Below are 12,569 nucleotides of genomic sequence, written 5' to 3' on the forward strand. Positions count from 1 at the left end.
GCGGCACTACCGCCAAACTGGCAACACCCAGTCTTCCCCGTCCTCGAACCGGAGAAACTCCTATGCTCAAACGTCCACTGGCGCTCGCCGCAGGCCTTGTGTTCTCGTGCTGTGCTGTCCTCACCCAGGCCGCCGAAACCCTCAGGGTCAGCGCCATCCCCGACGAAGCGCCCACCGAACTGCTACGCAAGTTCAAGCCACTGGGCCAATACCTGCACAAGCAGTTGGACATGGAGGTGAAGTTCGTGCCAGTGGCCGACTACCCGGCAGTGGTCGAGGCCCTGGCCAGCGACAAGCTCGACCTGGCCTGGCTGGGCGGTTTCACCTTCGTTCAGGTGCACCTCAAAGACCCCAGCGCCACCCCGCTGGTGCAGCGTGAACAAGACGCCAAGTTCACCAGCAAATTCATCACCGCCGACCCCAATGTGAAGAGCCTGGCCGACCTCAAAGGCAAGACCTTCGCCTTCGGCTCTGTCTCATCGACCTCCGGCAGCCTGATGCCGCGTTACTTCATGCTCAAGAACGACAACATCAAGCCTGAAACCTACTTCAGTCGCGTGGCCTATTCCGGCGCCCACGATGCCACCGTGGCCTGGGTCCAGGCCGGCAAGGCCGATGCCGGTGTGCTCAATGCCAGTGTCTGGCAGAAGCTGGTCGACGCCGGCAAGGTCGATACCGACAAGGTCAAGGTGTTCGCCACCACGCCGACCTACTACGACTACAACTGGACCGTGCGCGGCAACATGGACGCCGGCTTGAAAGCCAAGATCAAGCAGGCCTTCCTCGATCTTGATCCGGCCAACCCTGAGCACAAGGCGATCCTCGATCTGCAGGCCGCCAGCCGCTTCATCGAAACCAGCCCCGATAACTACAAGGGCACCGAAGAAGCCGCACGCGAGGCCGGGCTGCTCAAGTGACTATTCGCCTGCACGGGGCGAGCTTGCGCCACGGCCAGGTGCATGCCCTGGAGGCGCTCGATCTGCTGATCGAGCGCGGCGAACGGGTGGCGATCATCGGGCCCTCGGGGGCGGGCAAGTCCAGCTTGCTGCACCTGATCGCCACAGCCGTTCGGCCTAGCGCCGGTCACCTGGAGGTGCTCGGTGAGCAGCCCTGGGCACTCTCGGCGCGCGCGCGTCAGCGCTTGCGGGCGCGGGTCGGCCTGGTGCACCAGGCGCCACCGTTGCCTTCGCGCCAGCGTGTCATCACCGCGGTACTGGCTGGCCGTCTGGGGCATTGGGGCATGCTGCGTGGGCTGCTCAATCTGATCTATCCCACCGACGTGCCGGGTGCGCGGCAGGCGTTGGCGGCGCTGGGTATGGCAGACAAGATGTTCGTGCAATGTGGGCAACTCTCTGGCGGCCAGTTGCAACGCGTGGGCATCGCTCGGGCGTTGTATCAGCGGCCCGAGGTGTTACTTACCGATGAGCCGGTGTCGGCCATGGATCCGGTACTCGCCGAGCACAGCTTGAGTCTGCTCAATCGCCATGCCCAGGCGCATGGCGTGACCTTGGTCGCCAGCCTGCACGCGGTGGAGCTGGCGTTGGCGCACTTTCCGCGCATCGTGGGCATCCGTGAGGGGCAAGTGGTGTTCGACCGCCCGGCCAATGAGGTCAGCGTGGGCATGCTCGATGCGCTGTACGCCAACGAGCAGTTGCTGGCGCCGACGACAACGGCGCCGAGCATCGTGGTGCAGTTGCCACGATGCTGAGTGTCGAGCGCCGCGACCCGGCTGCGCTGCCTCGGCTGCTGTTTACCTTGCTATGCCTGGCGCTACTGTGGCCGGGGTTGCAGCTGAGCGAGCTGCACCCCGGCGTTCTACTGCACGCAGAAAACCGTCGGCAGATGGCCAATTTCCTCAGCGCGTTCTGGCCGCCTGCGCACGATCCAGCGTTCCTGTCCTTGTTGTTCGAAGCCACGTTACAGACCCTGGCCGTGGCCACTGCGGGCATGGCGTTGGCATTGATCCTGGCGCTGCCGGCGAGCCTATTGGCCAGCCGTGCGCTGTCGCAGCGCGCCGCCTCCAACGCCGGGCGGCTGACAGCCGGCTCGCGCCTGTTGCGCCTGCCCGTGCGCGGCGTGCTGATCTTTTTGCGCAGCGTGCCGGAGATCGTCTGGGCCTTGCTGTTCGTGCGCGCCGTCGGGCTGGGGCCGACCTCTGGCGTGCTGGCGATCGCCATCACCTACAGCGGCATGCTCGGCAAGGTCTATGCGGAGATTTACGAATCGGTCGACCAGCGCCCAGCGCACGCGCTGCTGCAAGCGGGCAGCGGTCGATTGCTGGCATTCTTCTACGGCATCGTGCCGGGGGCGGCGAGCGAGCTGGTGTCATACACCGTGTACCGTTGGGAGTGTGCGATACGCGCCTCGGTGGTGATGGGCTTCGTTGGCGCCGGAGGCCTGGGGCAGCAGATCGATCTATCGATGCGCATGTTCGCTGGGGCCGAGGTGGCGAGCATGCTGCTGACCTTCCTGCTGTTGGTGATGCTGGCAGACCTGTTGAGCCGCTTTCTGCGCGGGAGGCTGGCATGAGCCGGGCGTTCAACCTGCTGGTGTTACTGGCGATTGTGCTGGCGGTGGTCGCTTCGTTTGGCTATCTGGAGCTGGATCTGGCCGCCGTCATGGGCAGCGGTGGGCTGGCGCAGATGGGCGAGTATGCGACGCGCTTTCTCAGCCCGGACGTGTCTGCCGAACACTTGCGCGCGGTCATGCGTGGCGCGCTGGAAACCTTGGCCATGTCTGGTCTGGGCACCTTGCTGGCGATGGTGCTTGGTTTGCTCTTGGCGTTACCTGCCGCGGGGCGTTTCGGCTGGCCGCTGCAAGGCGTCGCGCGCCTGCTGCTCAATGCCTTGCGGGCCATTCCCGAGCTGGTCTGGGCCGCCTTGACTGTGCTGGCCGCAGGCCTGGGCCCCAATGCCGGCACCCTGGCGCTGGCGCTGCATACGACCGGCGTGCTCGGCCGGCTGTTCGCCGAAGCGCTGGAAAACACCCCCAGCGAACCTGCCGAGGCGATCCGCTTGCACGGCGCCAGCCAAGTCGCGGCGTTTTGCTACGGCACCCTGCCCAATCTCTGGCCTCAGATGCTCGCCTACAGCTTGTACCGCTGGGAGAACAACATCCGCATGGCCAGCGTGCTCGGCTTTGTTGGTGCGGGTGGCCTGGGGCAGATGCTCTACACCACCTTGAGCCTGTTCCAGGAAGCCCAGGCCAGCACGGTGATCATCGGCATGCTGGTGCTGGTGTTGCTGGTCGACGCACTGAGCGACCTGCTGCGTCAGCGTTACGTGCGCGTATGAGCGGCTTCATTGCACCCGTTCGCCGCACTGCGCCTCACGCTGCATCGACTCCAGATTGCGCTCGATGGTCTCGCAGATGGTGTCCATCTGAATCTGGTGCTCGCTGAAACGAAACGGGCTCTGCAGGTCGGTACCAATCCGCTCGATCGCCAGCAGCATGAAACCGACCACGGTCGAGGCCAGTGGCGTGAACCAACCCAGCGACTCCACCAGGCCAATCGGCACGATCAGGCAGAACAACGAAATGAACAGCCGCGGAAAGTACACGTAAGGGTAGGGCAGCGGCGTATTGGCGATGCGCTCCATGCCGCCCTGGGCGTTGGACAGGTCCACCAGGGTCGACTCCAGCCGTGCCAGGCGAATGCTGTCCAGCCGCCCGGCCTTGTATTCACGCGCCAGCAGCGCGGCTGAGCCGCTGAGGATATCGTTGGCGAAATTGTTCGAACGATTGCGCCGCTCGAACTCCTGCGGCGGGATGAACGCCATCAGTTCGTCCGGGCATTTCTCCCCCTTCAGGTGCGCCGCCAGGCAGTTCACGTAAGCCACATGCCGGCGTAGCAAGGTGGCCTTGACCGGGTTCAAGCCCTCGTCGCCGTCGTCGATCAGCGTCAGCACCTGGCGGGCGAAGCTGCGCGAACTGTTGACCAGCGCACCCCACAGCGTACGCGCCTCCCACCAGCGGTTGTAGGCACTGCTGTTGCGAAAGCTCACCAGCACCACCAGCGCAGAACCGAGCAAGGTCAGCGGCATCAGTGGCAGGGTGAACTTGCTGTTGAAGAACAGCATGAAATCGATGGTGACCAATACATCCCAGATCAGCAGCCAGAACAGCGACCAGCCGATATAGCCGAAGGTCTTCACCACCAGGCGGATCTTGCGCGCGATGATCTCTTTCAAACGGCGAACCTCGAAACGAAGCGGATGCAGGTTCGGACGCCGGCTGGCGGGCAAGGTTCGCTGCTGTTCGTCGCGCGGTGTTTCCAGAAGTGTGCGAGAAGCAAAGATCGTTTTTGCATCCGCGCCCTGGCGTACATCGCCAAGGCACGGTCACCAGTTGCGGCATCGCTAAAGGATCGGGCTCACTCAATAGGCGTAGCGCAGGGTGGTCATGAAGTTGCGCGGGGCGCCGTACAGCCCGGCTGCGGTGGTCGAGTAGTACTCCTTGTCGAACAGGTTGTTGACGTTCAAGGTCGCCGACAACGACGGGCTGATCTGGTAGCGCGCCATCAGGCTGGTCAGGGCGTAGCTGCTCTGGGTGGTGGCGTAGCTGGTGTTGTAGCCCGTCTCGCTCTGCCAGTTGACGCCGCCGCCGACGGTCAGCTTGTCGAGCGCGCCCGGCAGGCGGTAAGTGGTGAACAGCTTGACGCTGTTACGCGGGATTTCGGTGACGATGCGCTTGTCGTCGTCATCGAAACTGACGCTGTAGGAGTAACCGCCGGTGAGCTGCCAGCCCTCGCGGATTTCGCCGTTGAGTTCCAGCTCGACCCCTTCGCTGGTGGTGCCGCTCTCGGCACGGTAGGCCTGGAAGTTATTAGGCTGCAGGTTGTCGCCATCGGCCACGGCGAGGTTGTCCTGCTCGACCCGGAACAGCGCCAGGCTGGCATTGAGCCGACCTTCATAGAAGCCTGCCTTTAGTCCAATCTCATAGCCGGTGCCTTCCTGCGGATCGAGTGGCGAGCCGCTGACATCGCGGATGTTGGCATTCTGCGGGTTGAAGATCTGGGTGTAGCTGGCATAGGCGGTCCAGGTATCGTCCAGGTCGTAGACCAAGCCTGCATAGGGGATGACGATGCCGGTTTCGGTGCGTTCGGTCTTGGTGGTCGCGCCCCCGTAGATGCGGTTGGTGGTTTCGCGGTTCCAGTCCACTACGCGGGTGCCGAGAATCAGGCTGGCCGCGTCGGTCAGGTGCCAGCGCGAGGTCAGGTAGGCGGCGTACTGGGTTTCGGTCAGGTCACTCTCGCCGATCTTGGTAAAGCGCGGCTTGGGCGCTTGGCCGTTCCAGGTGTAGATGTTGTCGATGTCGCCATCGTAGGTGCCGCGCCGCTGCCAGCCGCCGTAGTTGGCGGTGCCACGTTCTTCGATGCGCGACAGGGTTACGCCAGTGATCAGCTCATGCTCGCGCCCCAGAAAGGGAAACGCGCCGGTCAGGTAGGCATCCAGGTTGTCCTGCTCGGGGCTGGCTTGCCAGCGGGTCGGCATGAGAAAGGCCCCGGCGCCGGTGGCGGCGTCGATATCGCCGGTCATGTAGGTGGCCACGGTGTCGTAGTCGTTACGCGCATGGCTGTATTCGAGCTTGCCGCTCCACCCGTTGGCGAAGTGCTGTTCGATCGAGGTGAATAGGCTGCTCTGCTTGCGATCGTAGTAGGACCAATCCGGCGAGCTGTTGAACGAGCGCTTGATGTCGGTCAGCGCGCCAGTGGTAGTGAACAGCGGAAAGCCGGTGCGCATGGGGGCATTGGCATGGGTCACCTGATGGCTGAAGCCGAGCGTCAGCAAGGTCGACTCACTCAGGTCGAATTCACTGATGCCGTACAGGGTGGAGATTTCCTGATTGAAGCGGTCGATCCAGGCATGCTGGTCCTTCTGATCGGCGACGAAGCGCCCGCGCACGTTGCCCGCCTCGTTAAGCGCGCCGCCAACATCCACGCTCAGGCCGTAGCGGTCCCAGCTACCGGCCTCGGCCGACAGCAGCACTTGTGGCGCTTGGGTGGGCCGCTTGCGGATCAGGTTGATGGTCGCCGACGGGTTGCCCAGGCCGCTGATCAGGCCAGTGGCGCCGCGCACCACTTCGACCCGGTCGTACATCGCGGTGTTCTGGGTGTAGTTGTCCATGCGCGAGGAGGTCGGTACTCCGTCGATCTCGTAGTTGCTGATGGCAAAGCCACGGGACAGGTACGGCGTGCTGTCGGCGCCGATGCTCTCGCGGATGACGGTGATACCGGCGGTGGCGTCCAGGGCGTCGGTGAGGGTGTCGAGCTTCTGGTCTTCCATGCGCTGGCGGGTCAGCACGGTGACCGACTGCGGGGTCTCCTTGATCGACAGGTTGAGCCGCGTCGAGCTGCTCGAAGACTCGGTGGTGTACGAGCCAGAGCCCTCGGTGGTCGACCCCGGGGCCTTGCCGGAAATGCTCAGTGGCATCAGCTCCATCGCGCCGTTGGCCGCAGAGGCAGTCGGCAGCAACACATAGCCGCCATTACTCTGCCGGCTGGCTTGCAGGCCACTGCCGCCGAGCAAGCGCGCCAGGCCTTCCTCCACGCTGAAGGTGCCTTGCAGGCCTGGCGAGCTGAGCCCCTGGGTCTGCTCGCTGGCGAATGACAGGGTCACCCCGGCGGCGCTGGCGAACTCGCTCAAGGCTGTGCCCAGCGGCCCGGGTGCAATCTCGAAACGGGTCGACTGCTGGACTTGCGCCGCAACGCTGGCAGGGGTGAAAGCGATCAGGGGCACGCCGAAGAGGGCCAGCTGGACGGCGCGGGCCAGGGGAAGACGAGACATCGAAAGTTCCTTGGGGTTGGCAGGGCACAGTGCGGCAGTTATCGCCGCTTCAGTGCTTGGCCGAATGAGAATGAAAATCGGCAACCCCTAATTGATTTTTTTGCGCATATCGCAGCGGCGCCGGAGGCAGCGAGCTAAAGCGCGAAGAGGCCGGTGCTGACAGGAGCGGGCTTGTCGGGACGCCAAACAGCCGCGAAGAGGCCAGACCTGCCATCGCACACGCTTTCAGACCGCATCGATCCGTACCCAGTAGCGCGTCAGGTAATGCACACGGACAGGCAAAGACGCCGCCAGGTTTTCCAGCACCGTATCGGTATCATCCAAGCGAAAACCACCAGAGACCCGCAACCCGGCAACCGCATCGCTGCACAGCAACCGCCCGGTCCGATAGCGCTGCAGCTCAGCTACAAGGTCCACCAAGCGCCACTCCACCGCCATCAGCATGCCCCGCACCCAGGCATCGCTATCCCGTGCCCCTGGCTCCGGCGCATCGACCCGCTCACGGTTAAACGCGACCCGCTGCCCGGCCTCAAGCCGCATCAGCCGATTGGCGGCCGCCGCAGGCCTGACTTCGACTGCATGCTCCAGCACCTGAACCACACTCTGCTGACCCTCACTGCGCACGCTGAACCGCGTACCCAGTGCACGAACGCTGCCCTGCGGTGTATGCACGACAAACGGCCGACCTTGTGGATCGGCCGCCGTCTGGATCAGCACCTCGCCACGATGCACTTGGATTTCCCGCAAGCCAGCGCCATAGCGGATATCCACAGCACTGTCGGTGTTGATATCCAACACCCCGCCATCGGCCAGGCGCAGATGGCGCCGCTCACCCTTGGCCGTGCGGTGCTGGGCCATGCGCGAGCTAATCGGCTCGATGATGTGCAGGCCCCAGCCCGTCGCCCCAGCGGCCAGCAGCAAGCCCAGCACCTTGGCCACAGCCCGTCGCCGCGCCCGCACTCCGGCAAGGGTGGGCAATGCGACCTCTTCAGGCAAATGGCCCAGTTGCCGTTGCAGCTTCTCCACCCGCGCCCAGGCCTGGGCGTGACGCGCATCCTGGGCAAGCCAAGCCTGCCAGCCGAGGCGCTCGGCCTCGCTCGGCGGCGCAGCGTGCAACTGCACATACCAAGTGGCTGCCGCCTGGAGAATCTTGCGCTCGAGCACGGCTCAGTCCTCGACCAGAATCAGGCACTGGGTCATGGCGCGGATCATGTGTTTTTTCACCGTCGTCACCGACACCGCCAAGCGCTCGGCCGTGGCCACATAGCTCAGCCCCTCCAGCTGCACGGCAAGGAAGATCGTACGCGTACGCGGCCCCATCTCATCGAGCATGGCATCCACGGCCGTCAGGGTTTCCAGGATCAACAGCCGGGTTTCTGGCGAGATATCCAGCGCCTCCGGGCGCAACGCCAATACATCCAGGTAAGCCTGCTCCACCGCCCGGCGGCGGAAGCGGTCGATCATCAACGCCCTGGCAATCGAGCTGAGGTAGGTGCGCGGCTCGCGGATGGCGTCGACGTTGCGCGCGGTCAGTACCCGCAGAAAGGTGTCCTGGGCCAGGTCCGCCGCATCGCTGGAATTGCCAAGGCGCGCCCGCAGCCAGGTTTTCAGCCAGCCGTTGTGGGTGTGATAGAGATCGTGCAGGGCAGAGGCGTCGGCTGGAGGCATGGCGGACTGTACCTGAGAATGATTCTATCTATTGTTGGCTGGATCGTTGGGTGGGGGCAAGTGGCAGGCGGCTATTGAGTATGCAGATGGTGTTTGGTTTGGTGCGGGTAGATGAGTACTGGTTAAAAGGCCGGAAGGGTGCCAGAGCTGGCCTCATCGCGGGACAAGCTCGCTCCTACCCGAACGGTGCGTAGCGCAAAAACTGTGGTCAACTCGATCGCTGTAGGAGCGGGCTTGCCCGCGAAGAGGCCAGCACAGGCACACCAAGCCAGTCTCACCCTGCAAGTTCTGCTGTGGAGCGGGTAAGGCCGCATCGGCGTATAGCGGCTGCGGGTGCTAATGGCCAGCCTTCTCAGCCTGGCCCAGTTCCACATCATCCATCACCGCCTTGACCATATCGCTGAGCAGATGCGCGGCCCAACCCAGGTCCGCTTCCCCGTCGGTGGCCGCCAGCAAGGTCATGCGCCGCACGCAGGCCATCATCGCCGAGGCCTGTTCCATTGCCCTGCCTGCATCGTGGCCAGCGTTGACACGGAACAGCGGTTGATCGCCATCGCCGTAGCCGAAGCCGGTTTTGCCAACAGTCTTTGCGCCCATCATTCGACTCTCCATGTCAGTGACGTATCTGTAGTTTTCCCAAGGCCATTTCGACCAACCCACGGGCAGCTTCGATTTCGTGAAGGGTTGCGAGATTGAGCGGATGTGCTGGGGTGTTGAAGGTGAACAGCGTGCTTTGGTTGGCAATGGAAAGGGCGCAGACCAGGTACTCGGCAGTCTGGATCAGAAGCTCTTCGAGTGTGTGGCAGGTTTCAGGGGAGTGGGGTGGATCGGGGACAATTTTTAACATGATGAAGTCCTTTGCTCGAGTGGAGCTACCACCTCCTGCTGTCAACAAGAGGGTGGCAGCTGTACGCGGGTTGACAGACCGGTAGCAAAGGAACCCGGCGCACACGAGGTGCCCCACGTACAGCCGCCATAAAGACGAAGCCATACGGTTCTTTGACTAATCGGTCTGTCAAAACCGGTCGCTGAATTGGCAACGACCGGCCGAGACTAGAGGGCGACCCAAAGCACCGCAATGGCTTGTAAGGCGGGCGGAGTATGTTTGGGAAATGGACTACAGGGAATGGGGAAATTCTTAAAGTTTGGCGGGGTTCTGGGGCGCAGGTGTGGAATTGGCTGGGCGGCGGCTGGCCACATCGCGGGGCGAGCCCGCTCCCACAGGAGTGGCGTTTTGCAGCAGATTCAGGGCAAAAAAAACCGACCTATCAAGGTCGGTTTTTTCTGGATTTTGGTGCCCCGAGGGAGACTCGAACTCCCACTCCTTTCGAAAACGGATTTTGAATCCGCCGCGTCTACCAATTCCGCCATCAGGGCTTGTGGCGCCGCAGTATAGAGAGGGTCCTTCGGTCGGTCAATCGGCTTTCATGGAGAATTTTCATTCGTTGGGCTAAACTTTGCGGCCCTGTCGAACCGAACACCATCATGCGCGTCGCCGATTTTTCCTTCGAACTCCCCGATTCCCTGATCGCCCGCCACCCGCTGGCCGAGCGCCATGGCAGCCGACTGCTGGTTCTTGATGGACCGAGCGGGGCGCTGGTGCATCAGCAATTCACCGACTTGCTCGACTACCTGCGTCCGGGCGACCTGATGGTGTTCAACAACACCCGGGTGATCCCGGCGCGGCTGTTCGGCCAGAAAGCCTCCGGCGGCAAGCTCGAAGTGCTGGTCGAGCGGGTGCTCGACAGCCACCGGGTGCTGGCCCATGTGCGCGCCAGCAAGGCGCCCAAGGCCGGGACGCAGATCCTCATCGATGGCGGCGGCGAGGCCGAGATGGTCGCGCGCCATGACACGCTGTTCGAGCTGCGCTTCACCGAAGAGGTGCTGCCGCTGCTGGAGCGGGTCGGGCATATGCCGCTGCCGCCGTATATCGATCGCCCAGACGAAGGCGCCGATCGCGAGCGCTACCAGACGGTCTATGCCGAGCGCGCTGGCGCCGTTGCTGCGCCAACCGCAGGTCTGCACTTCGATGAAGCGCTGCTTGAGAAGATCGCAGCCAAGGGCGTTGAACGCGCCTTCGTCACCCTGCATGTGGGCGCGGGCACCTTCCAGCCGGTGCGGGTCGACAAGATCGAAGACCACCACATGCATAAAGAGTGGCTCGAGGTCAGCCAGGAGGTGGTCGATGCCGTTGCCGCCTGCCGCGCGCGCGGTGGTCGGGTAGTGGCCGTCGGCACTACCAGCGTGCGCTCGCTTGAGAGCGCTGCGCGTGACGGGCAGCTCAAGGCGTTCAGTGGCGACACCGACATCTTTATCTTCCCTGGCCGGCCGTTCCATGTGGTCGACGCCTTGGTCACCAACTTCCACCTGCCGGAGTCCACGCTGCTGATGCTGGTCTCGGCCTTCGCCGGTTATCCCGAGACCATGGCTGCCTACGCGGCAGCAGTCGAGCAGGGGTACCGCTTCTTCAGTTACGGTGATGCGATGTTCATCACCCGCAATCCGGCGCCACGCGGCCCCGAGGATCAAGCATGAGTCGCACCTGTCGAATGTCCTTCGAACTGCTGGCCACCGACGGCAAGGCCCGTCGTGGTCGCCTGACCTTCCCCCGTGGCACGGTCGAGACCCCGGCGTTCATGCCGGTCGGTACCTATGGCACGGTCAAGGGCATGCTGCCGCGGGACATTGAGGCCATTGGCGCCGAGATCATCCTGGGCAACACCTTCCACCTGTGGCTGCGCCCGGGCACCGAGGTGATCAAGAAGCACAACGGCCTGCACGATTTCATGCAGTGGAAAGGCCCAATCCTCACCGACTCGGGTGGTTTCCAGGTGTTCAGCCTGGGCGCCATGCGCAAGATCAAGGAGGAGGGCGTTACCTTCGCTTCGCCCGTCGATGGCTCCAAGGTGTTCATGGGCCCGGAAGAGTCGATGCAGGTCCAGCGCGACCTGGGCTCGGACATCGTGATGATCTTCGACGAGTGCACGCCGTACCCGGCCGAGCATGATGTCGCCCGTACCTCGATGGAGCTGTCGCTGCGTTGGGCCCAGCGCTCGAAGAACGCCCATGGCGACAACACCGCGGCGCTGTTCGGTATCGTCCAGGGCGGCATGTACCAGGACCTGCGCATGCGCTCGCTCGAAGCGCTGGTCAACATCGACTTCGATGGCCTGGCCATCGGCGGCCTGTCGGTCGGTGAGCCCAAGCACGAGATGATCAAGGTGCTGGACTATCTGCCTGCGCAGATGCCGGCTGACAAACCTCGTTACCTTATGGGTGTAGGCAAACCCGAGGATCTTGTAGAGGGTGTGCGCCGCGGCGTCGACATGTTCGACTGCGTGATGCCGACGCGCAACGCGCGCAACGGCCATCTGTTCATCGATACCGGGGTGATCAAGATCCGCAACGCGTTCCATCGCCACGATGATTCGCCGCTGGATCCGACCTGCGATTGCTACACCTGCACTAACTTCTCCCGCGCCTATCTCCATCACCTGGACAAATGCGGCGAAATGTTGAGCAGCATGTTGAATACGATCCATAACTTGCGTCATTACCAGCGTCTGATGGCCGGTTTACGCGAGGCTATTCAACAAGGTAAATTGGCCGCCTTTGTCGACGCCTTCTATGCCAAACGCGGGCTGCCTGTGCCGCCTTTGGACTGACTGTCTCTCACGTATTGCCAACTCAACACGTGCAACTTAACAACTGGAGTGTCACATGAGCTTTTTGATCCCCGCCGCTTACGCGGACGCAGCTGCCCCGGCCGCCGGCCCTGCTGGTACTGGCTTTGAGTGGATTTTCCTGGTTGGCTTCCTGGTCATCTTCTACCTGATGATCTGGCGTCCACAGGCCAAGCGTGCCAAAGAGCAGAAGAACCTGCTGGGCAACTTGCAAAAAGGTGACGAAGTTGTCACCAACGGCGGCATCGCCGGCAAAATCGTCAAGGTTTCCGATGATTTCGTGGTTCTGGAAGTGTCCGACACCGTCGAGCTGAAGTTCCAGAAGGGCGCCGTGGCTGCGACCCTGCCAAAAGGTACGCTCAAGGCTATCTGAGTTACCGGTTTTCTTTTCCAGTCGGGGCGCGCAACGCGCCCCGCGTCTTGAACGGGCGGC

The 12,569-nt window shown here is 63.1% G+C and carries 13 protein-coding genes and 1 tRNA gene; 7 read left to right on the forward strand and 7 right to left on the reverse strand.

Going from position 1 to position 12,569, the window contains the following annotated elements:
* The first annotated feature begins 62 nt into the window (after positions 1-62).
* The 4 genes from HU737_RS01025 to phnE are packed head-to-tail and all read left to right on the forward strand — an operon-like array spanning position 63 to position 3,293.
* Complete coding sequence (locus tag HU737_RS01025; protein WP_186554108.1) at positions 63-917, forward strand: putative selenate ABC transporter substrate-binding protein; 855 nt, start codon at positions 63-65, stop codon at positions 915-917.
* Positions 914-1,708, forward strand: a complete 795-nt coding sequence (locus tag HU737_RS01030) for a phosphonate ABC transporter ATP-binding protein (RefSeq protein ID WP_186554107.1) — start codon at positions 914-916, stop codon at positions 1,706-1,708. The genes HU737_RS01025 and HU737_RS01030 overlap by 4 nt, the downstream gene beginning before the upstream one ends.
* The gene (locus HU737_RS01035) at positions 1,702-2,529 is read left to right on the forward strand and encodes a PhnE/PtxC family ABC transporter permease (protein ID WP_186554106.1); all 828 of its coding nucleotides are present in this window, start codon (positions 1,702-1,704) and stop codon (positions 2,527-2,529) included. Before HU737_RS01030 ends, HU737_RS01035 begins: the two co-directional genes overlap by 7 nt.
* Complete coding sequence (gene phnE, locus HU737_RS01040) at positions 2,526-3,293, forward strand: phosphonate ABC transporter, permease protein PhnE (RefSeq protein ID WP_186554105.1); 768 nt, start codon at positions 2,526-2,528, stop codon at positions 3,291-3,293. Before HU737_RS01035 ends, phnE begins: the two co-directional genes overlap by 4 nt.
* A gap of 6 nt (positions 3,294-3,299) precedes the next feature.
* Here the strand turns inward: phnE and HU737_RS01045 are convergent, their stop codons facing one another.
* The 7 genes from HU737_RS01045 to HU737_RS01075 form a co-directional block, all read right to left on the reverse strand.
* Positions 3,300-4,190, reverse strand: a complete 891-nt coding sequence (locus HU737_RS01045) for a bestrophin family protein (protein WP_186554104.1) — start codon at positions 4,188-4,190, stop codon at positions 3,300-3,302.
* 186 nt (positions 4,191-4,376) lie between these two features.
* Positions 4,377-6,785: a TonB-dependent siderophore receptor gene (locus HU737_RS01050; RefSeq protein ID WP_186554103.1), complete on the reverse strand. Its 2,409-nt coding sequence runs from the start codon at positions 6,783-6,785 to the stop codon at positions 4,377-4,379.
* A 225-nt stretch (positions 6,786-7,010) separates the two neighbouring features.
* A complete protein-coding gene (locus HU737_RS01055) occupies positions 7,011-7,949 on the reverse strand; it encodes a FecR domain-containing protein (RefSeq protein WP_186554102.1) in 939 nt (312 codons plus the stop codon).
* Between the two features lie 3 nt (positions 7,950-7,952).
* Positions 7,953-8,453, reverse strand: a complete 501-nt coding sequence (locus tag HU737_RS01060; RefSeq protein WP_186554101.1) for a sigma-70 family RNA polymerase sigma factor — start codon at positions 8,451-8,453, stop codon at positions 7,953-7,955.
* 336 nt (positions 8,454-8,789) lie between these two features.
* The gene (locus HU737_RS01065) at positions 8,790-9,053 is read right to left on the reverse strand and encodes a DUF3077 domain-containing protein (protein WP_186554100.1); all 264 of its coding nucleotides are present in this window, start codon (positions 9,051-9,053) and stop codon (positions 8,790-8,792) included.
* 13 nt (positions 9,054-9,066) lie between these two features.
* On the reverse strand, positions 9,067-9,300 hold the full coding sequence (locus HU737_RS01070) for a hypothetical protein (RefSeq protein ID WP_186554099.1): 234 nt from the start codon (positions 9,298-9,300) through the stop codon (positions 9,067-9,069).
* A gap of 445 nt (positions 9,301-9,745) precedes the next feature.
* Positions 9,746-9,830, reverse strand: a tRNA-Leu gene (locus tag HU737_RS01075).
* Positions 9,831-9,938: 108 nt separating this feature from the next.
* On the opposite strand from HU737_RS01075, the gene queA reads away from it, so the two are divergent.
* The 3 genes from queA to yajC are packed head-to-tail and all read left to right on the forward strand — an operon-like array spanning position 9,939 to position 12,509.
* The gene (queA, locus tag HU737_RS01080) at positions 9,939-10,988 is read left to right on the forward strand and encodes a tRNA preQ1(34) S-adenosylmethionine ribosyltransferase-isomerase QueA (RefSeq protein ID WP_186554098.1); all 1,050 of its coding nucleotides are present in this window, start codon (positions 9,939-9,941) and stop codon (positions 10,986-10,988) included.
* A gap of 14 nt (positions 10,989-11,002) precedes the next feature.
* Positions 11,003-12,118, forward strand: a complete 1,116-nt coding sequence (gene tgt / locus HU737_RS01085) for a tRNA guanosine(34) transglycosylase Tgt (protein ID WP_186554297.1) — start codon at positions 11,003-11,005, stop codon at positions 12,116-12,118.
* Between the two features lie 55 nt (positions 12,119-12,173).
* Positions 12,174-12,509, forward strand: coding sequence for a preprotein translocase subunit YajC (yajC, locus tag HU737_RS01090; RefSeq protein ID WP_186554097.1), 336 nt, complete (start codon positions 12,174-12,176; stop codon positions 12,507-12,509).
* Positions 12,510-12,569 lie beyond the last annotated feature (60 nt).

Source organism: Pseudomonas urmiensis, from assembly GCF_014268815.2.
Classification (GTDB): domain Bacteria; phylum Pseudomonadota; class Gammaproteobacteria; order Pseudomonadales; family Pseudomonadaceae; genus Aquipseudomonas; species Aquipseudomonas urmiensis.